General features: G+C 43.9%; 15 protein-coding genes and 3 pseudogenes. 7 read left to right on the top strand and 11 right to left on the bottom strand.

All coding sequences use genetic code 11. The annotated features are described in order from the left end of the window. Nucleotides 1-71: 71 nt before the first annotated feature. Nucleotides 72-3,176, bottom strand: coding sequence for a MobF family relaxase (mobF, locus tag SPB21_RS01545; protein WP_499865146.1), 3,105 nt, complete (start codon nt 3,174-3,176; stop codon nt 72-74). A 296-nt stretch (nt 3,177-3,472) separates the two neighbouring features. Between mobF and SPB21_RS01540 the strand changes: the two genes are divergently transcribed. The 4 genes from SPB21_RS01540 to SPB21_RS01525 are packed head-to-tail and all read left to right on the top strand — an operon-like array spanning nt 3,473 to nt 6,006. Continuing rightward, on the top strand, nt 3,473-4,600 hold the full coding sequence (locus SPB21_RS01540; RefSeq protein ID WP_499865145.1) for a hypothetical protein: 1,128 nt from the start codon (nt 3,473-3,475) through the stop codon (nt 4,598-4,600). A 9-nt stretch (nt 4,601-4,609) separates the two neighbouring features. Then, nucleotides 4,610-5,152: a hypothetical protein gene (locus SPB21_RS01535; RefSeq protein ID WP_499865144.1), complete on the top strand. Its 543-nt coding sequence runs from the start codon at nt 4,610-4,612 to the stop codon at nt 5,150-5,152. Next, complete coding sequence (locus tag SPB21_RS01530; protein ID WP_499865143.1) at nt 5,153-5,545, top strand: hypothetical protein; 393 nt, start codon at nt 5,153-5,155, stop codon at nt 5,543-5,545. 38 nt (nt 5,546-5,583) lie between these two features. Then, nucleotides 5,584-6,006: a hypothetical protein gene (locus tag SPB21_RS01525; protein ID WP_499865142.1), complete on the top strand. Its 423-nt coding sequence runs from the start codon at nt 5,584-5,586 to the stop codon at nt 6,004-6,006. A 273-nt stretch (nt 6,007-6,279) separates the two neighbouring features. On the opposite strand, the gene SPB21_RS01520 is transcribed toward SPB21_RS01525, so the two are convergent. Then, nucleotides 6,280-6,525, bottom strand: a complete 246-nt coding sequence (locus SPB21_RS01520; protein ID WP_499865141.1) for a hypothetical protein — start codon at nt 6,523-6,525, stop codon at nt 6,280-6,282. 645 nt (nt 6,526-7,170) lie between these two features. Between SPB21_RS01520 and SPB21_RS01515 the strand changes: the two genes are divergently transcribed. After that, nucleotides 7,171-7,428, top strand: a complete 258-nt coding sequence (locus SPB21_RS01515) for a helix-turn-helix transcriptional regulator (protein ID WP_499865140.1) — start codon at nt 7,171-7,173, stop codon at nt 7,426-7,428. Between the two features lie 328 nt (nt 7,429-7,756). On the opposite strand, the pseudogene SPB21_RS01510 reads toward SPB21_RS01515, so the two are convergent. From SPB21_RS01510 to SPB21_RS01470, 9 genes and pseudogenes are all read right to left on the bottom strand, one after another. Next, nucleotides 7,757-8,466, bottom strand: a pseudogene (locus SPB21_RS01510) (IS6 family transposase). Between the two features lie 126 nt (nt 8,467-8,592). Then, a complete protein-coding gene (locus SPB21_RS01505; RefSeq protein WP_499865139.1) occupies nt 8,593-9,789 on the bottom strand; it encodes a hypothetical protein in 1,197 nt (398 codons plus the stop codon). 100 nt (nt 9,790-9,889) lie between these two features. Continuing rightward, nucleotides 9,890-16,078 carry a SpvB/TcaC N-terminal domain-containing protein gene (locus SPB21_RS01500; protein WP_499865138.1) on the bottom strand — a complete coding sequence of 2,063 codons (6,189 nt, stop codon included), beginning with the start codon at nt 16,076-16,078 and terminating at the stop codon, nt 9,890-9,892. Between the two features lie 46 nt (nt 16,079-16,124). Continuing rightward, nucleotides 16,125-18,689 carry a Tc toxin subunit A-related protein gene (locus SPB21_RS01495; protein WP_499865136.1) on the bottom strand — a complete coding sequence of 855 codons (2,565 nt, stop codon included), beginning with the start codon at nt 18,687-18,689 and terminating at the stop codon, nt 16,125-16,127. A gap of 97 nt (nt 18,690-18,786) precedes the next feature. Then, nucleotides 18,787-19,575, bottom strand: a complete 789-nt coding sequence (locus SPB21_RS01490; protein ID WP_499865134.1) for a hypothetical protein — start codon at nt 19,573-19,575, stop codon at nt 18,787-18,789. Between the two features lie 196 nt (nt 19,576-19,771). Further along, a complete protein-coding gene (locus SPB21_RS01485; protein ID WP_499865133.1) occupies nt 19,772-20,767 on the bottom strand; it encodes a hypothetical protein in 996 nt (331 codons plus the stop codon). A gap of 97 nt (nt 20,768-20,864) precedes the next feature. Beyond that, on the bottom strand, nt 20,865-21,359 hold the full coding sequence (locus SPB21_RS01480; RefSeq protein WP_499865131.1) for a hypothetical protein: 495 nt from the start codon (nt 21,357-21,359) through the stop codon (nt 20,865-20,867). Nucleotides 21,360-22,022: 663 nt separating this feature from the next. Next, nucleotides 22,023-22,238 (bottom strand): annotated as a pseudogene (locus tag SPB21_RS01475) (transposase); the annotation flags it as partial. An 18-nt stretch (nt 22,239-22,256) separates the two neighbouring features. After that, nucleotides 22,257-22,859 carry an IS5 family transposase gene (locus SPB21_RS01470; RefSeq protein ID WP_499865129.1) on the bottom strand — a complete coding sequence of 201 codons (603 nt, stop codon included), beginning with the start codon at nt 22,857-22,859 and terminating at the stop codon, nt 22,257-22,259. A gap of 92 nt (nt 22,860-22,951) precedes the next feature. Between SPB21_RS01470 and SPB21_RS01465 the strand changes: the two are divergent. Both SPB21_RS01465 and tnpC read left to right on the top strand, forming a co-directional pair. Continuing rightward, nucleotides 22,952-23,959: pseudogene (locus SPB21_RS01465) on the top strand (transposase). A 44-nt stretch (nt 23,960-24,003) separates the two neighbouring features. Next, nucleotides 24,004-25,503: an IS66 family transposase gene (gene tnpC / locus SPB21_RS01460; RefSeq protein WP_499865128.1), complete on the top strand. Its 1,500-nt coding sequence runs from the start codon at nt 24,004-24,006 to the stop codon at nt 25,501-25,503. The last annotated feature ends 249 nt before the right edge of the window (nt 25,504-25,752 follow it).

Below are 25,752 nucleotides of genomic sequence, written 5' to 3'. Positions count from 1 at the left end.
CGATTGCCCTTGAACTTGCTTTTAGGCTGTAATGCTTGTTTGCATTGAGTTTAGAGGTGAGATCGCACACCTTACTCTAATTCCATTGAGCGATCACGTAGTGACTGAGGCGAACGCCTATTCTGCACCATCTGACGGTTAAGAACCTTACGTACCGTCTGATTTACATAGACCATTGCCTGCTGCTTACCTTGATCTTGAATAATTCGTCGCACCATAGGACTTCCAGCCGAAAGCATTAACGCAATATCCTTCTGGCTCTGTCCATCCTTCAAAGCTTTCCTTGCAACCTGAAGATCTAGGTTTACAGGATCCCTGAGCGTAAGCCCCTGACTATATTGTTGCCAAAGGGCCAAAGACTTCTGTTTTTTCGATGGCTGAGTGTTTGGCTCAGCTGCAGATACTTGAGCCTTAAACGACTCAGTCTCTTTGTGAGTTACCTCATCAGGAACAGCAAATGACTTTGGTACTGGTGGATTACTAATTGTTGTAGTTACAGGCTGTCTAACCGTCGGGGATACGTTGCTATCTTCCCCGAGCGCACTAACCACCTCTTTTTCTACTGCTTGAGCCAACGGAACATAATCACTCGTATTTTCCTTCGCTTTCGACATCTCAGCCCATTGTGACAACGCCACCTTATCAGCCGTATACAGTGCCAAATGATGTTTCGCACGGGACACTGTCACATAAAAAGACTCCCGATTCGTTGTCGTGCTATCCATCAAAGCCACTACTCGATCCGCTGTCTTACCTTGGCTGCCATAGGTCGTACTCACCCAGGCATAGTCCACATACTGCCGACTACTGAGATTTACCTGCTGCACGGTTCCTTCACTATCAAGAATCTCAGCAATGCCATCAGATGTAATTTGCTGAACCGTAAATTGTTGGCCATTACGTCGTTTATTGGCTCGATCATTTTTAGTCCATCGCAGCTGATCGCCGGGAGCGATCGCCACCTCCTGTCCCACATACACCGACTTCAACGGACACCGCGCCGGATCAACACCCATCACCTGTCCCCCAGGCGTCTCCACCAGTAGCCGATGTCTCTCCCGATCCACCGAAACCACCGTATACTGCTGCCCCTTCAACAATCCCTGCTTCTTATAATTCTGCGTCGGCACCAGCACATCCCCTGGCTGATACACCGTCACATAACCAGCCTGGGCCTTGGTGATATTCTTCTGTCGCAAACCCATAATTGTAAAAGCATCCTGCCCCAAACTTCCTTCAGCCTGAAGCTCAGTCCGTAAGGTTTGAGTCAGCGCCAACCGCTCTTGATTGGTGCCTGCCAGAATTAATGTCTGCTCTCGTTCTTCCGGTGATAAAGCCAGATAACCCTGGGCCAAATGCTTACGTCTAAGATCAGCATTTTCCACTTCTTGAATGCACCCAGCTGCATCAAGAGTATCGATGCCCTGAACCATCTTGCCCTGGGCAATTAACTGTACCGCTGTTTTCAGTTCCTGGCGCTGCTGTCGTAGGGTTTCATCCAGATAGACAGTAGTAATGCCCCCTGCCTGCAGACTCTTGAACGGGTTGCCCGCTTCAACGGAAGAAAGCTGCTTTGTATCACCCACCAAAATTACGCGGGCCTGTTCGACTGTGGCACGGGTCAGTAAAGCACGAGCATCTTTCATGCTCAGTAGTCCAGCTTCATCCACAATCCAGACAGCATTTTCGGTTTCCCGATTTTGAGAAGCCAGTAATGCCGCCACGGTTTCTGTCTGAATATCTAACGCCTGCCCCAACCCATGGGCCGCTTCGGCACTGGGAGCAAAACTTCGCACCTGATAGCCCTGGCTTTGAGCAATTTGCTTGAGAGTATTCAGAGTGTAGGTTTTACCGGAACCGGCAGACCCTTGCCATGCAATGAACTGATCCGGTGTGGTGCAGGTGAGGTGGATAGCTTGCCGTTGCTCCTGGATAAGGGAGGAAGTGCTAACCAAAGATTCCGGAAATGCCAGCGGTTCCACATTTCCCCTACCCTGCTGCATAAGTCGGATGGTATTGAGTTCCAGGTTCAGAGCCGCTTGGGTCGTAAACTTCTGCTCTTCGACTTTGATGAGTTCGGAGTTAGTAGAGATCGCGCCCTCCAATTCCTCCCAACTCTGCTCCCCTAAATGATGCTCAAACACAAATCGCTCCAAGTGCGTCTGCCGAAAAACCGCATCCCGCTCACCACAATGCTGGATAGCAGGCTTGAGGTTTGATATGGCATTAACAGTTTGCTGACTAGCGATCTCAACCTCCTCCCCCGGCAGTTCCGGTAACTCAAACCCCTTCAACTGTGCAAACGCCTTCCAACCTTTGAGCAATCGCTCAGCACTGGTTACTTTTGGTTTATTCTTCCGCGTCTTCAGATTTGCCGCTTCCCGTAGCAGCATCTCCGACTGGATTTCCTTGCCATTAGAAGCAGTGGGCTTCTTCCCCTCAGACTCCCACTCTTCGAGTAACGACAGAATCTGTTTTCGTCTGGTAGAAAACGCTTTCAGCAATTCTGGAGCATAACCCTTTAGCTCAAACTGACCGTGGGCCTTGGGTTCAATTTCGTACCCCTGCTGCTTGAGCAAATGGGCCAGTTCATTCTGATAGAGCTGGCCCAGAAGTTTTTTATTGGCGATGGCTTGCTCATTACTGAAACTAAACCAACGACCATCGGTTAGCTGGGTAGCATTTAGCACCACGCAATGACTATGGAGCTGCGGTTCCACCTCTCGACTGGTGCCATGGGTAAAGACTGCTGTGATGAGATTTCCCGTCTTGATTCGTTGCCGTCCAGTGTCTGTTGAAATTCTCGTTTGAGCATAGCGGTCTTCTAAAACAGAAAGGGCTTTTGCCACCGCCTGATGATGCGCTTTCACCACCCGCTCATCCTGTTGCACCAGGGCCGCAATACTCACACTCTTCGGCGCACTAAACGTGAGGTCTGTAGCGGCTCGACGTTTATCGATATCCACTTTGCGACTGAACAAATTCTGACCATCCGGTGTCTGTCCTCGCAACAGTTGTTGAAAGGTTTCGGTATCCACATCGCCAGAGAGATTTAATTTCTTGGCACCCTCACCCAACCAGCGAGATGGGGATACCCCTTCCTCCTGGCTGTAATAGTCTTCTTTTGAGTAGTAATGGGCCGCTTGATGGGCGGAAAGATTACTCGTGGAAAGCACGGAAAGTCTGGTCTAAAACGACACAACAATCGGGCAAAACGAGTAGATGAGGTGAAAAACCTTGAAACCGTTGGAAGGTGGTGGATAGGGGAAAATTGCCAAAATTTTGGCGTCCTGTGTGGCCTCCCCGTGAAGCCCCGGATCGGGGCGTAACCTGGTAGACAAAACCTGAAATCTGATTCCAATACTAACCAATATGTCTATTTTTTGGTCAACTATATTTCATTATTTATCCATTTATATCCATGTTGGTTGAATGCCTTTAGCATGGGCCTTGTAGGAATTTGGAGAACCATATGACTCTGACTACAGTTGCAAATCCACAGATTTATCTGGCAGCGGACCTGGGTTCGTCAGCCTCAAAGTTTTTCTATCGGGTTCATCCAGGTCAAACGGTGCCGCTATGGATGGGGGCGGAAGTGGCGGATGGACTATCGTCGGTTTCAGTACCCAGCTTGAATGCTTCGGGTCGGCCTCAAGATAGTGCCTGGTTACAGTTGGATGATGAAATTGTGCTGGTAGGAGATGCGGCTAAGGCATTCCTGGAAACCAATAGTCTGATGGCGAAGAAGTCGCAGATGGCAGCGTATAAGATTGCTGCTGCGTTGGGTGCGATCGCAACTGCCGAAGAACTCCCTAGCAATTATGATGCAACCGTCTGGTTAGCCTTACCCCTGACCGAAATTCGAACTCGCAATGAAGTGGCCGAACAACTACAGGCACTCTGTCAGTCCGGTTTTAAGTTTCGAGATACCCCTCAGCGGATACAGCTATCGCTGAAGTTCTTCCCTGAAGGGTTTGGTCTTTACCTCAGACATAAACAGCAGTTGGAATCCTTGGGGCAGTCCATTGCTCAGCGCTGCATGATGGTGTTGATGATGGGGCACCGGAATTTGTCGGCGCTGTATTTTGAGGGTGGCTCATTGAGAGTGGCATCCTCTAGCTCCAATGGTCCGGGATTCTGGCCGGTGTTTGAGAAGACGGCTGACTCTTTAGGAGTCACGACCGCTGACTATGGAGCCTTAATGAATGCGTTGATGACCGGACGCAACCAACAGATTTCTCAATCACGCGGCAGTCTCTATGATTTTGGTAAGCTGGCCGAAGCCGTGCGGCAGACCTACTGGCAAGCGGTACAGGTGCATTTACAGGACCATGTGTTTAAGCAATTGGGCAATGCAGCAGTGGATATTACCGTCAGTGGTGGGGCCTCCCATGTGTTGCGCCCCAGGCTGGAAGATTATTTTGACAGCTTGAATCTGACGGAGCGTGTGACCTTTGCTGATGGTAGTCAGTCTCAGCTCACAGCCATTGCCAACCAGTTACCGGAAACAACCATTATTCCCACGCTACCGTTACGAATGGTGGACTGTTACGGTCTTTTTCAGGGCCTCATCGGTAAGCTATGCAAGGTAACGGCCTAGGAGACACGAATGCCCCGGAAACGACAAGCGAACACGGAACGCCAGCGGATTTTGTTTTCCTATAATGCGGATCTCGATAAACCCATCGGGGTGGTGTTTGAGTATCTGATTCAGAATGAGCAGATACCCGCCCGCCTGGGTAAGCACAAGGGACTGGAGGCGATGTCGGCCTTTTGGCAGCCCTTTGCCTATCAGGCGATGAAGGATCTCAGTGAGGATGAAGTGCAGGGGATGGCACGAGAATCGGTGGCGGCACTCAGGCGTCAGATTGATTTGATTTGCCAAACATTTGGCATCGAGTCTCCCCAAACGGCTCAGGTGAGTCACGAGTTGAAGCAGGCGATTCAGCAGACGATGGGTGAAGTGTTGCAGCAGTTTATTGTGACCGGGGTATTGGCGTCCCAAGGTGGGGAGCCACACGTTTCAGGAGAGGATTCATCCGAGGTGAGTGAAGCCATGCCCCAGAACGAGGGAGTGGATTTTGATGAGGCAGCGGCCCTTGGCGAATTAGCCCTTGGCGAATTAATCAATGAGTCGGAGATTGCGGGATAAATGGCATTGACACCAAAGGAACCGGCCAGTGAGCGTGGGGTGCTGGCGCGGCAGCAGTATTTGGAACTGGCGCGACGGGTGATTGGGGACCCACAGCTCGAATATGATGTGCTCTACAAGCGGTTTGCTGAAAATGATTGGGCGGCGATCAAGCTGGATGAGGCAGTAGCCCTAAAAGGATTGACGTCAGGGCATTCGCCAAAGGTGGTATCGGGGATTTTGCATCAAAGTCCCTATTTGCAGTACCACATACATCAGAATAAGGTGCCACTTCCGCCGATGAGTCAATATGTGAGATCAACCGTGATAAAAGTGTTGCAGCAAGTAGAGAAGGCAAAGTCCCTAGGAAAGCAACCAATGAAATCTCGGAAGGCTGATTTAGAGATTGACTAACGAGTCATTGAAGGATGGATAGCTAACCTAAAAAGCCCATGAACACTCTTCCCAAGCCTCACACATGTAGGACCCAACAAGCTCAGGTCGCACGGCATGATTATTTAGAGGTTAGCCGACGGGTGATTGGAGAACCTGATATTGACTATGTCAAGCTATACCAGCGCTTTATTGCGAATGATTGGGCTGCCATCAAGCTAGATGACTCAGTGGCTTTGGCCGCACTCGAACTTGGAAACCCGGCTGTGAATGTAGCCCTTACTTTACTGCAGGGACCATTTATTCAGTATCAAGTCTATGAAAAAGGCGTTATAACGCTGGCCATGACTCGCTATGCAAAATGCACCGTGCGCGACGCTTTCATGCAGTTCAAACGACAACAACCAAGATACTTAGGGCTTGCTGAAAAAGTAATCAGTGCTTTAACAGCAAGGAATTTGACCGATTTTTCAGAAAGCTAGTGCAAGGCCGAAATCGCTGAAACCATTGATTTTCCGTAGAATTCTGTTATTTTACCTTGCACCTAGCTGAGCCTTTTGAGGCTGAAAGCCTTATCCAGATTGGATTCTGAGTTATTCAGCAAGCCCTACTTACCCCAACAGAAACAGAGTGATTCAGGAGTTACAAGTTAAATCAAGTTTGGGACTCTTGGTTGGATTCGCGATCCATCCCCTTAAGAAGACGGATCGTTAGCTGAGAATGATGTCTGTTCTGTAGATTAGGTCAGAAAGAGACTAATCCACCCTGACTCGCTTCGTCAGAATCGCCATCACCTCATTAGGTCGCCCAGTTGCTAATGGACGACTCCAATCATTCGGCTCTGCATAGTTGAGCTTAAACAGCAGGGCGATGGTATTTTGCACCGATGCAAGGCTGCCCATCAGCATCAGCCTGACGTCTTCATACTGATATTCCGGCAGTGCTCCACCGACAGGCGGATCTGTAGGCGCACCTGTGCCCTGACTATTATCAAGAAACATGGACTCTGATCTCCGATAAACGACGAGAAGGAAACCAGAGCCATAAATTAGCCACCCCCTGCATAGGTGCAATCCGGGGTGGCAACAGGTTACATTAAACCTGCGTTCCCAGGCTGCTATGACCAGCTTGGAGGGCGTATGTCATCGGCATGGTGTGTCACCACCTGCCGATGGCGCTAAATTATGGGCTCTGTAGTAAGGCCGTGAACAGCCTAAGGCTTAGAGTAGCCACAACGCCTGATTGAGTCAAGAGGCAATTCAATAGATAAGTTCAACTTTTTACGGAGGCTGAAGTCCAGTTAAATCAGTAGTTTTGAAATCTATGCTGATCAATTAATCAGGCAGGACTGGCTAGCTTTCCAATATAGTCGCTTTATGCTGACATCTTTGGTAGGCCCATTCAAAACCCAGAGCTTTAGGTGGTTTGAGTTCAGGCATATAGATTAAAAAAGTTGGCGGTCAGCCTATATAAAATATTCAATCACAAACTAAATTAAGCAATATTTCTCCGTCCGCATATAGTCAGCATTGAGCGTAAGATAGGAACTATCAGGACTGTTGAGGGTTGGCTGTCATAGCAGCGAGAACCTTCTCAAAAACATCTGCCGATTTTGGAGTTGACCAATAACGGTTAGGAGCAGCGTCATGCTTCTCTTTGTTAGTAAACGTCAAGCAACAGAATATTTGAATATGAGCGCTTCGACACTCAAGCGTTATCGCCGCAGTGGTGAATGGATTGAAGGTCTCCACTGGGTGCGGATCAACAGTCGGTGTATTCGCTATAACCTTGAGCTTCTAAAGGACTGGTTGCATAACCGAGAAGATCCTGTTGCCCATGGTAGGGCTATTGAAATTTACCAAAAATCTCTCTTAAGTAATCAAAAAAGAACACAGAAGAGATAAAGTTTCTGCCTTTGATAGCAGCAAGGTTTTACAAAACTCAATCTGTTACTTGCTCAACCAACGAATGAGACAGCAATGGTGGAAAATCGTTTGCAGTGGATCAAAAAGCAAAGAAATACCTTAGTCCCTTGGCATTTCAGATTGAAATCGCCAGAATAGTGGAATCAAGCTGACTTAAAATAAAGCCCATGTCCCTTGCTGTAATTTTGACAGCCTTGCCGGTTGAGTACCTGGCTGTACGTGAGCATTTGACGAATCTTAAGGAAAAAATGCGGTTGCGTTGCAAAAAGATCATGAAGAGAGAAGATCCCTGTCAATCTAACGCTTGTTAAGCAACCACTCCGAAGATTTCGTTGATGAAAGCGATCTGTCCTATGACATCGCCTCTGTCTATCCCATCGATCTGTCCTTTTCGAATCATGTTCATGGCCTCATATCCTTTAAGTGTGCGTCTAGCCGTATTGAATGAGCCAAATCCCAGGCCAGGCTTGACCCGCCGTTTGATGAATCGATGGTCCTGCTCAATAATATTGTTTAAGTACTTGACTTGCCGAGTTTCCGTCGTTTCTGGTAGAGCCGCGTCTTGCTTTAAGTCATCGATCGCAGGCGGATAGGCCACATGCTTATCGACGGTGATTACTCTGGGGTCGATCGTATGCGGGGTATTGAGTACCTTCCTGAGAAAGCGTTTGGCAGCTTTGGCATCGCATTTGGCACTGAGCATGAAGTCGAGGGTATTCCCCTCAGAGTCGACCGCTCGATAGAGGTACTTCCAAACGCCTTTGATTTTGATGTAAGTCTCGTCGATTCTCCAGGAATCATGGGTGGGCCTCAGATGTGGGCGACAGCACTGGTCAATCTCTGGACTGTAGGCTTGAACCCAACGAAAGATAGTGGTGTGATCAACGTTGAGGCCCCGTTCGAGCATCATTTCCTCCAAATCCCGATAACTCAAGCTATAGCGTAGATACACCGGACATTTAGCAGAATGAGCTCAGGTTTGAAATGACGCCACTTGAACGGTTCTGATGAAGCCATGGGATGTGAGCAAACACGATCGGTGACGATTCAGGTTACCCTGTGATCACAAAAGATGCCGCTTTTTTGCAACGGAACCCTATCTCCCAACCTATAAATACATTCCCCTAACTATAAGAGTTGTAGTCAAAGTTCAAAAGCTTTTAAAGTATAATTCTCTATGGATATTCCTAACCTTAGGTCCTGCCTTGTCACTATAAAACTTGGAGAAGCTGTCGGAATATATCTAATATAAACCCTGTAGCTATGAGTTCCCTTTTCTACTACGTCTGCACCCACAAAATCTCGCGTTTCTGTAATATTTAAAAGCTCTGATATTACAACTTGGTTATCATCTCTAACAATCTTTAAAGAACATGGAAAGCCTCTTTCTCCTGGGTCTTGCTCTGCTCTTCCTGGAGATTGGTAGATTCTCCCCAATCTGGGCTGAAACAAAATTAAAACTAATCCCTGCTTAGTTTCCAAACTAATATTTATTCCAGTATCTATATCTCCCAAACTGAGAAGAGCCCCAATCCTTTCATTCCCTATTTGAAATCTATCGTTAGCGCTACTAGCAGTATTACGAATAGATTCTGCGAACAACTTGCCCGATATATTCACATCACCATAGAAATTTGCCGCTTCTGCAGACACTTGGCCCGATATATTCACATCACCATCGAAACTCGCGGCAGGACCACTTCCATTTGTACTTGCACGTAAAGCAGGTGCCTGATTCTCAGGATTGTCAATCCTAAAATTCCCTGCAGATCCCATACCAGTTGTTACAGAATCGGTTGCGGCTCCACTACCAGTTGTTCTAGCTCTAATGGCGGGACCAGCGCCTTCAGTTCTTCCCTGAAGAGCAGGGGCAGTATTATTAGAACCAGTATAGAAATTTGCCGCTTCTGCAGACACTTGGCCCGATATATTCACATCACCATCGAAACTCGCGGCAGGACCACTTCCATTTGTACTTGCACGTAAAGCAGGTGCCTGATTCTCAGGATTGTCAATCCTAAAATTCCCTGCAGATCCCATACCAGTTGTTACAGAATCGGTTGCGGCTCCACTACCAGTTGTTCTAGCTCTAATGGCGGGACCAGCGCCTTCAGTTCTTCCCTGAAGAGCAGGGGCAGTATTATTAGAACCAGTAATTTCAAAACTTCCAGCAGAACCTCTACCACCATTTTTAATGGCAAATGCGCTACCACTACTGTTGTCATTCTCAACATCTCCTTGAAAAGGTAATTCGAGTGCATTCGCTACAGTCGGCAGAAAGTTTATTAAAAAAGCTATAGCTATAAAAATTACACAAATCGAGCGGACAATTGTTTTCATTGATTTTCAGTAAAAGTTTGTTGATTTAATAACAAGAATAAAAACCATCCGAAATGAGAGCTATGAAAATCTGACCCATGATAAGTACCAAACATCCTCATTACAAGGGAGTCTCATAAGTATCATTGCCTGGATGATTAGCGTAACGATGTTGCCATCCAGCCGAAAATGCCCACTGCATAGCATATCTTGCATAGAATTCTAACGAGCCTAAATTTAGTAGCTGTTGCTGATGTATGTGACGAATTTCATGAGCCAAAACATTAACATTGTAGTGTGCACCCTCTGACATGCTGACATTATTTCCTAACACGATGCTGGTATTTTCACCGATAATGTTATGAATGAGTCCATATCTTCTGAATCTGACACCTGAAAGATTCGGTAAACCCTCATGACTGCGCATTTGTGGCGCAAGATGTGAGTTATCTGCATTGTGAGAAGTCCAACCATATTGATGAGTTATTTCATATCTATTGTCACTACTAATAGGAGAGTACATAATGCCTAAAAATGCAATCTTTGCAGCAGACAATAATCCCCCTTTAACCGCTCCATCTTCAAATCCATCTTGAATGTCATCACCAGTTACCGCACTAAAAGTAGCACCATATAAAGCCCCTTTCCCAGCATCATATGCTATTTCAAGAGCGATATTTTGAGTATTCACCCATGGTCCTTGACCTGAAACAACAGGTTGCCAGTCACCAACAGTAAAACCAACAGCTCCAAAAGCAAAACCTATAGCAGCAGATGTCCAAATATTTTCATAACTGCCTCCTGTAAGATAAGACGTTCCAGCAGAAACACCAGCGCTTAAGAGAGCTCCGCTTACTCCGGCAGATACCACTTCCCATGCTACCGCCGCCCCTCCTAAGTAACCGCCATAACCAGCCGTAATACCACCAATAAGACCTCCAATCAGCGCTCCAGTCCACGGATTATGACCTTGTTCTTTAGCAGATTGATAACCAAGATAACCTCCGATTGCTGCACCTACAACGATTGCTGCAACAATTGCAAAGCGACCGTTAGGGTCACGGTAACGCACAGGATTATTTGCTGAATAAGCATAAGGATTATAGTGAACAGGTGCAGATAAAAATTTAAGAGGGTCTGCGATTACCTCCTCATCTGGCATTATAAAACGACCAATTGAGGGATCGTAAAATCGCGTTCCAAGAAATATTAGTCCTGTATCTTCATCGAAATCTCTACCAATAAAACTCTTGACTGGAAAACCAGATGGTAGAGAAAGACCGAAGGTAGTATTTTCTTGACGATCCTTTATTTTTCCATCATCTCCTGTGATACAGCGCGTACTTCCTAAGCGATCCTTATGGTAAATTTCTAGAGTATCTTGTCCACTTTCATCTTTTTCAATACTGGCTATTAGAGCTCCTGAAATTAAAATATGAGCTTTGGATTTATTTTCAGTTTGCTCGTATATTTCATCAAAATAAAAAGTTTCTTTGACAGGTAGAGGGTGTGAAATTACACGCTTTAAAACTCGTCCTGTTTCATGTCCGAATCTAAATTCTATATCTACTCCATCCGAACGCTTTATATGTTGCAAACGATCAAAATCATCATATTCTATTTGATTAAATTTCCCACTTGAGACTAATCTACCCGCTACATCATAAATATTACTTGTAGAACCATCGGACGATGGCTGACTTGTTAAGACGTTGGGATGTTGAGAATCGTTGTATTCAAATAAATCATCACCTAATTGACTATTTCTTAAAATATTTCCTACAGAATCATATTCAAAAAAGCTTTCTTCATTAGAACCTGCAACTTTAGTCAACTGCTTTAAACCATCATATTCAAAGACGAATAAATTGGTTTCTGTTTCAAAGTTTTCTTCAAGCCTAACAACATCAAGACCTTCATTATATTGATATTTTTGGCTAAAAATAACTTCGTTATTTGAGCCTTTAACATCAAATTTTACAAGGCGGCAAACTTCGTCATATTCATGAATTTCCTTAACTCCATTAGTGAATATAACCTTGGTTGGTTGACCCTTAATGCTATAGAGAATCTTATTAATAACGTTAGGGATTGACTGAATTAAATTTGATTCATTGTATTCATAATGAATTTTAATTCCATTTGGATAGGTAAATGCAGAAATGTTCAACAGAATATCATATTCGGTTCTGGTTTCAAAGGTTCTATTATCAGAAAACTCCCTTTTTTTGGAAGTATTCAAGCCTGCTAGATTATATTCATAAATAATATGACCAGCCTCATCTTCAACTTGGGCCAATCTTCCCAATAGATTGGGTTGTGCCATATCATCTGGATTGTTATCGTACCAAAACCTTCTATGAGTAGTTAAAGCTCCCGCATCAGATCTTGAGGAAATTTCGACTACTCTATTTATAGGGTCATAAGTATTTACAAAATTTGTTCCAATGGGGCTAATACTTTCAACAACTTTTCCACCAGAATTAAGAAAATACCTACGAGTTCCACTATCACATTGGGTTATTGAGACTCTTCTTCCTAAATAATCGTGATTTAATTCTAAGGTACAATGATCAAGGTTATCAAATACGGCTTTTAAATTATTTGTAGGATCGTACTTATAGGTTGTCTTCCTATAGGTGTCTAAGTTTTCATACTCTCTTACCTCGATTTTCCGATTCCAAGAGTCCAGATATTCTTCCCTTGTAGGCTTCGCTTTCAAAGCACTATCTTCTTCGTCCCAACCTGTTATTTTCCAAGGAGAATATTGTGTTAATCGAGAACCAACACCAATACGATTAGCATTAATTACTCTTCCCAGATAATCCCGATGAAATTCAAATGAAACAGAAGTTTCTTCTGGCGAGACAGGAATCTTATACTCAAAAGAATTACTAAAATAAGGTTCTCCTTGGGCATAAAGAAAACCTCGTTTGTTATACCAACGGGTTGCACTGACAGAAACTCGTCGATTGCCTTGTTCATCAGGTTCTGCTGATACTCGTCGCTGTAATTCTCGACCAAAACCATTGTAAAAAACACGTTGAATGATGACTTTGGGCTGATTTTCCAGAGGAGTGTTTATATTAGGAAGCCCTGATTCACCTTCTATGCGTTCTCTAGGAACTAAAATTGTTATTGATGGGGGGCAAGCATTATGGCCACAAAGCCTTCCTATTTGATACCAAACTGCACGATAAATATGTTGCCCTTCGTCGTCTTCCTTGCGAATTTGGAGTACAACTCGGCCCAATGCATCATACTTCCTACTATCAATATATCCGCTCGGATGCTTTACTTCTTGAATTGCTTCAACATTGTCATCGATTGATAATTCGGTCGTATGACCCAGAGCATTAATAGAACGGATTGGGTGTATACCATATGAATCGTATTCAACTTGGAGAATCTCATCTCTAGGCCCCATGATTTCTTCAATTTTGCCGTCTGTTGCCCACTTGTATCTTATTTTGTTTCTAAACCATTTAGATACTCCATTGACATCAGATTGATAATAACCAGCAGCAGAAGGATCTACATTGGCAAATATATTAGTAATATCTTGGTCGTACACCAATTCTTCTATTCTAGATATATTCCCTAGGTTCATCTCTCCCAAAGGCAATCCTTCAAAAAAGTTTCCATCAAAGTATGTGCGTGTTAATGAAAGAAGGTTTTCTTCTTCATCAGAAATTTTGCTTTCGCATAGTGCTTGAGCTTGCCATCCATCCAGTCTCTGAGGAGAACTGGCATACAAGAAATCTTCCTTTAAATAAAGTTCCTGTTGGAAGGACTCATCTCGTTGCCTTCCACCAATTACTTCTCTAGAGAGAATATTTCCATCGCGGTCATATCTAAGATTGCGCGTGATGTTAACTTTGTGTTGATTATTATCAGCAAAAGCTATAGTTTTACCTTCACTAAGGTTTGGAAAATATATATTTCCATTTTCCGTATTCTCTGAAACTGAGACACTCCAAGTATTTTCAATCCGATCTTTTTCTATGTCTGGTTCTTCACCATCCATAACTTGGAAAACAGAACGTTTTAATTCTTTACCTGAAAGCGATCTCAATCTTTCTTTAGTTCTATTTGGAGTATCACGTCTCTGAGCTTCATTCTTAGTGAGGTCAGCACCGACATGAAAGTTGTAATTACGCTTGACAGTTGGACTCCATTCATCCCCTTCTTCCCGTTCTTCTACCTCTGCAAATCCCTGAAACTCGCGTTTTTCTCCATCATAATGTCCATTTTTATAGCCGAATTTCGTAACAGCTTTTTTCTTTGTCCAATAGTCTTCTACCTCAATGGAACTAATTACATGCATTGGAAAAGGAAGAAGTGAGTTCCAGTCTCTATTTTCCATGCGATCGCCTTGCCGAAAATGTTCGACTGGCTCGTAATTAATTTTTGTTATTCCCCCTAACCCATTATCTATCTGAGTCATCAAAAAAGGAGCTGAATTGGACCCTAACTCGATATAAATATACTGGGAGTTTCTATCTGGATATGAAATAAGAACGCCAGGTCTCCCGTGAGCCAACATATCTAAGAACAATACTTTAGCTCCCATCAGCGAAGGTAATCCATCTATTAAGATAACTTCACCAAAGTACCGACCCTCATGGTTTAACCAGATTTGAATGCTATCCCTTTCCTCATCAATGTAAACAAGATCGGCAGAACCATCTGCATCAATGTCAACTAAGTAGAGATATTCTTTTTTGAAGTTTCTCGGAAATATAGGGGATGCATCCATACTTACCCGTGCTCCCCAGTTACCATATCCTAAGTTTGGCCAATAAAAGATTTCTCCACTGTCAACCATGACAATGTCCATAAGGCCATCACCTGTCATGTCAGCAAATCTTATGCGATCATCGCTGAAGAAGACATTCGGCCATTCAGAATCGTTAAATTCTCTCCTAACCACTTGAGCTTCTTGTTTCCATCCCTCTCTGCCTCGATTGAAAAAGATTTGGAAAGAATCAGAATCTGAGTAAATAGCATCTACACGCCCATCACCGTCAATGTCAACTAAACGCAGATTGGGATCTGTTAAGTCAAAAGGAAGAGAGAAGCCATTTTCATATATTATCGGATTTTCCCAATCAGCACTTGCTGCATTAGGGAAATAACCAGAAAGATTACTTCCGATAAGTAAATCTGCCGTACCATTTCCTTCAAGATCGGCAAATTGAACAGTTGGGGCTCCTAATTGTATTTGAGTAGATACTCCTGCTAAAGGTGTTGGTGCAGCCCATTGCCCATTACCAAGATTTCTCCAATAAGATAGGGAGAATTCGTCTGAGGTAACGAAATCTGGGAGTCCATCACCAGTTAAATCTACAAGACTAATATTGGGATTAGTTAAATTGGGAGGCACCAATCCATCTCTAGAGGTAAAAGTTATTGCATCTTGTTTCTCATAGGAAAGTTTGCTGTAGTCAAAAGTAACTGTCGGCATTACAACATAATTGTTACCTGTCCCAGCTGCCATAGTGACCCTTTTTAGTAATGAGAGTTTCCGAGGAATAGGTTCCTCATACTCCAGCTCATAGCGTCGTAGCTCTCTAGTGCCATTGCGATGTGAAATTACCCGAATACGTTGTGCGCGAAATCGAGTTTCTATGACAAAGCCCGCTCTTCTTGAAATAAATGGATCGGGACGAGTATCAATATAATCTATGAGGATTTCGAATGGTCCATAAGATATTGATTCAACATAGCGTTGGGATTCATCTTCTAGATAAGAATATTGAATTTCATTCCCATTAGGGTCCACCATTCGATCCAGCAACCACGAAAAAACTCTGGTTCTTCTTCTATCTGAATTACTTACTTTTGAATTTGATGTTGTGCCAAGATAATGAACGCTGCCATCTTTTGTCGTGACTTCCCAATGTTCTTTCTTGCGTTCAATTAACCAGAATGTTTGGTCAAATTTTGGCCGATAGCGATTATTGCCACAATCAATAAGATTCTGCGCTCCAGAAAATTGAAATTGTTCTTTATCTGTTGATGAACTTGTATTTCTATATTTTGGAATACCTTTTTGAGTAGCTCTACTAATTGAAAGTACTCCCAATTGGAATCCCATGCCAAATGGACCGTTACCTCCACCTGTTGTATAGCCAAGAATTAGTTCTGGTTTTAGCCCATTAATACCTGGAGGGCAAGAAATAGGAATCGAATAGTTTCCGGTACCTGTGTATAAGTTTGGTTGGAATGTTTCTCCTAAGCCAGCTAATTGCCCTCCTCCAGATGGAAGAGAAACTATATCTGAAGAGGTTGCTATAGTTTGTGCCATAATAAGTATAACTTATCTACAAGAATTAAGTGGATTTGGATGAATATTAAGCTCCAGAATAAAAGTATCTAACGACTAAAAATATTGCTTTGAAATTGCTCAAATCGAGCTGCTGATCGGTATCATTTGATGAAATTAGATCGGGATTGTCTTCTGGTCGCAAGACAATCGTCCATTTTGTAACCAGAGATGTATCGCGAAAACCATCTTCTTGTTCTTCTGACTGGATGACAACTATCTTATTTTCATTCGATTCATATAGATTTTCTTCACTACCATATTCTTGCGACCATAGCCTTGCATTCAGAGCAATAAAATCGTTGTTTTCATCAACAGCAATTAATCTTAATCCCCTAATTCTCGGATTAGGATGAGGAATATAGGCTTCTTCAATCTCAAATATGTATTCTCCAAAATCTTGTAAGTCAGCAAATGAATTCTCAAATCTTGTTGATCTTTCTTTAAAGGCAAAGTAAGTTTCAATTTCTTCGCTTTGTGGAATCGAATTAAGATCTTCTTCGGCCAGTTTCGAGTCTACCTCACAATAAAAGGTGATTGTCATATAGACATCTGTTATGGTGCTGTAATTTATCAAATTCTGCGATTTAGGAAAGCTAAGTAGCCAATCTGTTTCTAAACCGATGTTTTCAAACGTTACTAATTGCTCATTTGGCGTGGGGGCAATAATCATATCCGTTCTACTCTTGTAGTCTGATATTAGCAATGTCTCCGAAGCGTGCATTTTAGTTGATTTTTCACCTTCAATGTTGCGAAAATAAGATACCCCGTTGGCTGTTAGACTTCCGATTGGACGTTCTCCTGTAATCGGAGAAATAGATACGTTAATTATTCTTGCATTATAAATTCCTGGATATTTTTGATGAAAGTACTCTAGCTTAGTTGAAAAAAGCATTTCCCCATCTTGCTGAAGCTTTAGAAATTCTAAAGGGTATCTCTTCCTCAACTCGATACGTGTGACTACAGGCTGAATTTTATTGCGAATTTGAACAGCTTTATGAAAGGTGAAAAAATCAATATCTCTTAGTAGTAAATCGGCAGCATATAGCCCCTGCAAATCATCAAGGTCTCCATAGTCTAAGCGAATACGATTAAGATTTTCTCCAAATTCAAAATTGTAAGCCTGCTGCATCATATAGGCTAGCAATGTAGCGTGTTCTAGATAAGTTTGCGCTGTATCACGGACAAGACGAGCAATCTCGCTAAAAAACTCAAGATCAATTTCTCGGGACCTTATCTCTTCAAGGTTGGCTTCACTATGTCGCAATCTAAATTGAGCAGCACGATATCTGAGTTGAGCAACTTCATCTCTAGAAATAGCTACATTAAGTTGTCCCCTAGATACATTTCGTGATGCTGCTAGCTCTGTGACTCTATTTTGTAATTGCTCAAGCTGAAGATTAAAATTTCTTGTTGCTCTAGCTGTTGTAAGTTTCTGAATCAGGGTACTTCTAAGTTGATATTCATTAGCAATACCAATATCCTCAAGACCTCCATATCTAAGACGTATTTCATCATCATCGCTTACGGTACCTGCGTTAGCCCAAGATAATGCCTCATCCAACCTAACTATGTCTCTTCCAGTCTCACGATAGTAGTTTTCATACTCTTTTGCCTGACGCCAGCGAGTATCTGCTAATTCTTGCAAAGATCTTGCTGAAGCTATCTCTTTACGAGAAGATTCTAACGCTTGTTGCTCCATAGCAACACCTGCTTCATTAAGCTCAACAGCCTGTTGCATCTGGCGAAAAGTAAAAGATTCTTGCTGCGCTTTTTGCATATAGCTAATATATTCTCTGTTTGCTTGTGCAGCAGTCTGTGCAAACCTTCGTGCGATATCTTGAAGATAATCAAAACGTAAAATTGGCACATAAGAACTAGAAAAACCTATAAAATTAGAATTCTGATCGAGTTGCTTAAATCTTTGTTGGCACTTGCAAATTAACTCAACCATTTGAGGATGACTTTCACTAAGCCTTGAAGCATCCTCTTCTTGAATTGCTCTTACAACGCTTTCTACATCTGAAAACATGAATTCGAGAGAAGAAGAATAAAGAGGAGAACTAAAGTTAGGGTTGACACCATCTTCAAGTATTTGATTGTATTCATTCCTTATCAATTCTTTTTGCTCAGAAGATAAAGTACCTGAAATTCCTCTGTATAATGCATCTCCTGCTGCCAACCAAGTTTTTGCCATTTTGAGCCAAAGCACTCTGGGTGATATGGGTCGATTATCAGTTAGGCTTTGCTCTAAAACTTTTAGTAATTCACCTTTAGCATTCTCAAAATTGAATAGTTCTAGATATGTGTCTGCAAGATAAATTTGTATGGTAAGACGCATAATATTTTCTAGAGGAAGGCTCTCTACAAGCAGAAATGCCTTTCTGTACAAAAATAATGCGGGATTAAATGAGCGGGAATAAAATCTTTGATGTCCCTTAATAATTAGTTTCTTTACCTCTTCTCGTATTTCAGCATCTGGGATCAGATCCAACTCTTCTAAATCTAGAGTCAATTTTCCGTCATCACTTTCTAGGTCTGCAATCAGTTCTCCTCGATAAGCTGGACGAAGGTCATCTTTCCAATCAGACATAACTTTTTCCTAGTCAAAAAATAAAGAAAACTGCAAAAAGTATTAATTTTATACATCATTTCATGATGTATAAAATTAATACTAATAATTGCTTTTGCTAATTGCCTACAAACCATTTGATGCTTAAATCTCTATCTTGTCTGGCAACGACTTCCCCATTCTTAAGATCAAATTTAATAACCCTTGAATACCCATCCGAATCATATGAATGCTGTTCTAGGAAATATGGTGGTTCTAAGTTTAGATTTTTTGTATCGGGAACCATTGAAATAAAGCATACAGCAACTTTTTGAATATCTTGTTTTACTGCTAATGAATCGCAAGTTCTCCGCCATATAACTAGGCCATCATTACTCAGATATTGAACAGAAATAAGCTTTCCATCTTTGATGGCACTCAATAAAGAATCTATATCTCCTTCTATAGAAATTCCTTGTTCATCGTTTTCGTAAATTAGAGAGTCAAGATTCAATGTTCCTGAAATAGAAACATCTCCATCGAAGATTGCAGCGAGTCCTTTGCCATTAGTACTTGCACGTATTGCTGGTGCTTTACTCTCTGAGTTATCAATTATGAAGTTTCCAGCAGAACCAGTTCCTGTCGTTACTGACTCGATTGAAGTTCCACTTCCAGTTGTTCTAGCTCTAACTGCGGGGCCAGAACCCTTGGTTTTTCCTTGCAGCGCTGGAGCACTATTTCCTGGATTTGTCAACTCGAAATTTCCGACAGTGCCTTGACCAGTGTTTTTGATTGTAAATGCTCCAACATCACTAGAAGCGTCAACTTTTCCTTGAAAGGGTAATTCCAATTCATCAGCAAAAACTGACTGAGCATAGATTGCAGAGATTAAGATAAAAACACTAATAACTAGAACCAATTTTTTCATATTTCGGTAAGCTTATAAGCTTTTAATAATGGTCTTAACTTGAAAGTTCTAATCGTTTTAGATGCTATTTAGTACATAAAACTAATTGTCCTGATGACGGTCTACTTTGTGTTGCGAGTGTTACCTAAGATCAACCGGTTTTGAATCATGCCGAGATTTCGGCCCGATTTGGCTACCTGGATCTGACAGATTCGATTTAATAGCTTTTACTACGAAAAACATAAACAATGGCATTGTTCCCACCTGTACTATCTCCACCGTAGTCACTGAAGTATAGTTCGCCTAATTTTCTATTGGCATTTACATAATAGAAATCTCTATCTGAGTTTGGGTCAGGATCAATCTCGTAGAGCGCGTTACTTGAGGATTTTCTTGTGACAGGAGGGCCACCCTCTAACGCATCTTTGACGGATTTTCCGTTTATTATGGCAGCATATCCCTTGTCAGGTATTGTGGGCTCATTGCCCCCATCCACATCGCCACTTCCACCAAAGAATACTCCTCCCCCGACTAACATATTCCCTGCGCCATCAAATCCTAGATAACCTGCTGAAAGTATGTCGGCTACTAGGATTCCGCTAGTTTCAAAGTCTATAGGAACGCCCCCAGATAATACTGTTTCCCATGATTGAGGCGGAAAGGCTTTGATCCAACCTGTTTGTGATCCTCCTGGCTGTGTATCACCACCATTTGCACAATACAGATATTTGCATTTGTCTATGGTAACGCCAGCAGGAGCACCACCTATATTTTGGATCACTGGAAGTGTCCTACCATTTTCCGTATCTAGAACAGTCACACCTTTTTGCGAAGCACCAGTGATTGCTAACTTCGAATCGTCTATCCATTCAGCATCATACGTAGATCCTAGTCTGTACTCCTGTGTCTCTTCTGGGGCATCGAAATTGAAGACGACTACTGTGTCGAATTTAGCTGTGGCGATTCGATTACCGTTGGGCGATATGCGAATGAATGGAGAATACTGACTATCATTTAACCTAGTCAATTTATCAAAAACTCTCGAGCTAGCCTCTTGCTCCACGTAAACCCATTGACCGTCAGTAGATATAATCCGTCCATCATTTAGGATGTCGAACAGAGGCAAACTAGAAGGATCTGTTTCGGGAAGGGTGAACGTACCGATAAACTGATAATCGTTAAAAAATATTTTTGATGAAATTTCTTGCTGCATGGTTTTGATACCTACTAGCTGTAGTAATTTGGTTTCGGCAGTCCTACCGCGCTTGCTGCGATCCCTTACAAATGCCAATTAAACAAACTTTATAGAGCTATAGGATAAATCCTAGGGATGCATAGAAGCTATATTTATCAGCCAAGAGTGATAATCTGCGCCAAGTGAAATCGTCATAAAGCCCTGGATTCGCAGTTGTGTCACACCTTAGCTGTACAGAGAGATAGAACGGGCCAGCTTCCGTGCCAATATCAATAGTAATCTCTTTGCGGTTGTTATCGGTCTCCTTGAACCTTTCTGAAGGGAAGGGTTTCTCTATTGACCGAAACTGTTGATTAGGGTCATCAACGTACTGAGTTACTAATACTTTATGACCTGGATAGTTGCTTAGTGTTTTTAGCTCTTCGGTCTCAAGGATCAGCGTGAAGGAGGTTATCGGCTGAGGGTTAGGTGGCTCAGTTGGTGTCCGATAAATGGTTATTGGTAATTCAGCACAGATGCCGGAGTAAGAAGCATCCCCATAAACACCTGGTTCGTCACCAAGATGTAAACGTCCTTGCCAAATAAGTTCTTGGTTAGGGTTGACGGACAAGATGGGCACCTCGGAATCCAGTTCTTATCAGAATAAAAGTAATACCTGAGGTTTAAGCAAATGTCTTAAAAAAGTTAATTTCTTTGGCTCTGCTGCTTCTTTTCTGCAGTCTGCTGTTCACAACTTAAGTTTTTGTGCATTACGCTCCAAAGAGACCAGAAATTGAATGCTCGGCAACCTCCCGAAAACTCTCGCTAGCACGGCGCTGCAAAGCTCGTTTGGTATAGCGCTCAAACACATGCGGTGACTTGAGCCGCATGTGTTTGAGCGCTAACTCTGGGTCTATACCCTCCAAAACCAGCTGCGTGCATAAGTATGCCGTAGCCGGTGGGGATGAATGCTCTCGTCAATCCCCAGACACTCCGAAAGCGCCTGCACCATCTTATAGATCCCGCCATAGCCCATACGTTGACAATAGTTCCGGTTAGACAGGCTGATAAGCAGTGGGGCCTCAGCCGCAATATCAAAACCTTGCTGCAGACACCATCCTAACCTGCATTATTCATGACCCTTGTCAGTCAGGTTGAAATTACTCCTTATCTGAGTTCAATGAGACCAAGCAGGACGGAGTGCTATATGAACGTCCGTGATGCTGTTCAAAATAAGCTGTTTTGAGCCCCAAAAGTCTCAATTAGAGACACGACTCCTATCAGAGCTCTGATATCAGGCAATTTTAACGGTCGGTAAATCCTTTAATCGTTGAGCAATGAGGGTGATCTCAGCCGCGAAGGGAGAGAATGCTGCCAGCTCCACCAACACCCGTCTCACCGAGACTTTGACCCGTGCGGCTCCTTTAATCAATGCTGTTCGCAGTCGAGAGACCTGAGCTGTTGCGAATTGAGTGCCATGAGCGGCGTGCCGCAGGGTCAGCATTAAGAGTGGGTTCGTAAACTAACATTAAGCAGTCTGAGGAGTCTTTGACATCCATCGTCGTCGATTATCGGTTAATCGGCGCAGCATTAAGCGCATCATCACCACATAGACAACGCCTTCATGGTTTTCCGGTAAAACTTCATAGTCTCGACACAGACGTCTCGCCTTATCTAACCAAGACAGTGTTCGCTCAACGACCCACCGATAAGGCGCAGGAACAAAACTCTCTCCCAGTCTTGTTGTGACTTCTAGAACGCAGTGATAAATCTGTTTTATAGTCTCTCCTAGCCCTCCTTTGTACGCTTGGTCAGCTAACACTTTCTCAAGTCTTACATACGTCTCTAAGACAGGCTCTAATACCACCACGGCAGCCTTGATATCTGCCATGTTGGCCGCACTAACAAAACAATTCAACACCATGCCTAAGGTGTCAACAACAATATGACGCTTACGACCTTTGACACGCTTATGGCCATCAACCCCTTGCTCAAATCCTTTGTTCTCTGAGGTCCTCACGGATTGACTATCAATGCTCGTCAAGCTCGGTTGCTCATCTCGTCCCTCTGCGAGTCTTACTAACTTTACCAAGCGGTCATTAATCTGTTCCCACAAGCCCAGTTTGGGCACTGGTTCCGTGCAGTGGGATAGCTAAAGAGATTGCTGTGTATAATCTTGAGGGATAATAGCTATCAGGAAAGCTCCCCAAAATCTGTAGTGTTATGGATCTATTTTCCCATCCGTGCCCTGGTTGCGCGAGTACCGACATTCATCCCCACACCCGTTACACAACCCAAAGCCATGGCACGCGAACGATTTACCACTGTCGTGGTTGCAATATTTACTACAGTGAAACGTTTGCGACTCCCATTGCTGGGTTGACTACTCCGTTGAGTCGGATTATCAAAATTCTCAAAGCGAGAAGTGAGGGGATGAGCTTGAATGCAACGGCTCGGACCTTTAGCGTCTCAAAGAAAAGCGTGATTGATTGGGAACGTCGCTTAGCGGAGCTCAAACCCACCTTGATGCTCTATTCCGTGATGCATGAATTCATTCATCAAGAGATAGAAGGGGATGAACTGTATACCAAGGTTGATAAGAACGTTCCCCCCTCCGTGTCAGAAGGTTGGACAATTGTCCTGATGGAGCGAGGCAGTCGATTCTTGTGGGAATTGCACTGTGGTCGAAAAGACAAACAGCTGTTTGAATAAGCGTTAACGTGGTTAGCTCAGGTGGTGGAACAAACCGGTAGCATCAGCCTCTTGACCGATGGCGAACGACGGTATGGGAATCTCTTGTTTGAAATCTGCTACGACATCATTCGGACGGGGAAACCGGGACGTCCTAAAAAGCGATTACCGAAAGGGGTAAGAGTTCGCTTAAAAAACAAAGGGGCCAAAAAGCGTCGAGGCCGTCCCCGCAAAAAGTATCAAGCCCCCGTCCCTGAGCACCCTCAAACGGACCATGATGTGGCAGAGAAATCCATTCATGCCAATCATGTTGAGGCCTTTAAGGCATCGATCCGAAGGCGTAATGCGGCCTTTCGCCGTAAAACCAATACCTATGCTAAATCTCGAAAACACTTACAACGAACCCTAGATGTTTATTGGTTGGTGCACAATTTTGTGCGCGTCCATTTCACGACAAAAGTTGTGCCTGCCGTGAAACTCGGCATTTTGAAACTGGGGATATCTTGGACACAGTTGTTATCCATTCGATATGCAGTCTAACTCTTTTCCAATAAACGATAGACTATCCCCATTAGGCGGAACCAGTGCCGGAAGACTGGGAGCGCCCCCCCACTAGTGTCAAACAGCTAGTGGGTCATCTCCTTGAGCGTTTAGAGCACTTGGAGAAGCAGCATCAGGAATTACAGCATCAGTATCAGTTGTTGCAAGAGCAAGTCAATCGGAATTCATCGAACTCATCGCAATCCCCATCGAGTGATACCCCTCAGGTGAAGAAACCGGGTCGTCGCCGCAAAAGTGATAAAAAACGAGGTGGGCAACCGGGTCACCCAGGTCATCATCGTCATTTGTTTGCCGTAGAGCAGTGTAAATCTGTTAATAACTATTATCCCGAGAGTTGTCGTTGTTGTCATGCCGCTCTGAGTGGAGAAGACCTCAGCCCCTATCGTCACCAAACTGTTGAGATACCTCCAGTGTGGCCTGAGGTGCACGAATATCGTCTGCACCAAAGAGTGTGTGAGGTCTGTGGAGAGAGTACCCGTGCCGAATTACCGGAGACGGTGTCAGTCCAGGTTTATGGTCCCCGAGTGACCGCCATTGTGGGTGTACTCAGTGGGATGTATCGTCACTCTCAGCGGATGGTGCAACAGGCGATGTTGGATGTGTTTGGCATCCAGATGGCGTTGGGGAGCGTTAACAATCTGCGTCAGCAGGCAAGTGAGGCGGTGGCTGCCCCTGTAGAAGAGGCAACAGCATACGCTCAGCAACAACCCGTTGTAAAGTCCGATGAGACGGGTTTTCCGCAAGGCAATGCCGATGGAAATAACCCCGACCAACGAAAAGGTTGGTTGTGGGTGATGGTTACCCCTCTAGTGACCGTTTTCCAAGTCTTCCTCAGTCACTCCCAAGCATCAGCCCAAGCACTCCTCGGAAAAAACTTTGACGGTATTTTGATCTCAGATCGTCATAGTGTCTACAATTGGGTCTCGTTGGTTTGTAGACAAGTGTGCTGGGCTCACTTGAAACGGGACTTTACGAAAATCGCCGAACGCCCAGGGATCTCTCAGGCCATCGGTGAAGCTTTGCTTAAGCAAGAAGAGACATTATTCAAGTTGTGGTATCGGGTCCGCGATGGTACGCTCACTCGGAGTGATTTTATTGAGACGGTCAAGCCGATTCGGGCTAACGTGAAATCTCTACTCACTCAAGCCGCCAGTCATCAGATTGGAGCCAAAGAAAAGACAGCGTTAGCCAAAACGGTGCGGACGTGCCGACGTTTGTTAAAGATGGAGCCCGCGCTGTGGCTATTTGTCACCACTGAGGGCGTTGAGCCCACCAATAATGACTCAGAACGAGCCCTGCGACCCGCCGTTATCTGGAGACGTATCAGCTTTGGCTCACAGACCGAAGCGGGGAGTGCCTTTGTGGCTCGGATGTTGACGGTCGTAGCGACGCTGCACTCTCAAAAACGCAATGTCTTGGAATACATGACCGAGGCCTGTCGGGCTGCTCGTGAGGGCAAACCAGTCCCATCTTTGCTACCACAACAACCTTTTACACAAGCTCAGGATTCATCTGCTGTCTGACCCACGTGGTCGGTTACGAATTTATGGACTAAAAGTTTCGCTAAAAGAGCATAAAATTAGGCCAGCCTTTAGGCCAGCCTCTTTAACAAATCTCTGAAGCTAACTGGGGCGGTAGGATTCGAACCTACGAATGACGGGACCAAAAACCGTCTATCAAGTGTCAATTACTTTCAACTCTATGGAAGCCCTGGTGTCTAAAATGCTAGCGAGCACTCTCTATGTTTTATTAGGAAACTGGCTTTAATCAAG

The organism is Leptothoe sp. ISB3NOV94-8A, from assembly GCF_043421595.1.
In the GTDB taxonomy this organism is placed as follows: domain Bacteria; phylum Cyanobacteriota; class Cyanobacteriia; order Phormidesmidales; family Phormidesmidaceae; genus Leptothoe; species Leptothoe turfae.
This window is presented reverse-complemented; position numbering and strand designations above follow the sequence as displayed.